Consider the following 524-nt stretch of genomic DNA (forward strand, 5'->3'; position numbering starts at 1 on the left):
ACGCCCAAACAGCGTAACCAATAATCTCACGAGGATAACGAAACCCCTTCAGGCGTGGCAAATCAATTGGAATATTCATGGGGTCCACATACCTTTAGCAAACCCAGTCAACAACTTGGCAATACCGCCAGTCATGCTGCGGCTTTCCAGAGGCAGCGAGATAGGTGCGCAGGCTTTCGCGCGTGCCCGAGGACAGCCGTGCCTGGACCGGGCGCGCATTGCGCGTCTCGGTTTTCTTCTGCCGGATTTCGACGATCTCGCGCTCCCCTGCCGGGGTTGCCACATCCGAGACCCGCAGGCGCACCAAGTCAGAGGGCATTGCCAAGTTGTCTGATGCTGGGCGCGGTTAGCCGGCAGCCGTGTCGTTAGGCGGTCATCTCAAGGGCGTATCCGTGCCACAGGTCAAAAGCGTCCGATCTGGTCTGGCGGTAGGTGTTAGCTGGCATTCGGTAGCGGCGGGGGCGGAAAACGATATTGATCTGGTCGTGGGCGGCGAGGAACCTTTGAGCCTGGCGCGGGGACTT

General features: G+C 59.5%; 1 protein-coding gene and 1 pseudogene. Both read right to left on the reverse strand.

Annotated elements, in window-relative coordinates:
- Positions 1 to 94: 94 nt before the first annotated feature.
- Complete coding sequence (locus BHD06_RS22820) at positions 95 to 319, reverse strand: hypothetical protein (protein WP_080459215.1); 225 nt, start codon at positions 317 to 319, stop codon at positions 95 to 97.
- Between the two features lie 46 nt (positions 320 to 365).
- Positions 366 to 524: pseudogene (locus BHD06_RS22825) on the reverse strand (IS6 family transposase); the annotation flags it as partial.

Origin of the sequence: Roseovarius sp. A-2 (assembly GCF_002072155.1) — a bacterium.
Taxonomy (GTDB): Bacteria; Pseudomonadota; Alphaproteobacteria; order Rhodobacterales; family Rhodobacteraceae; genus Roseovarius.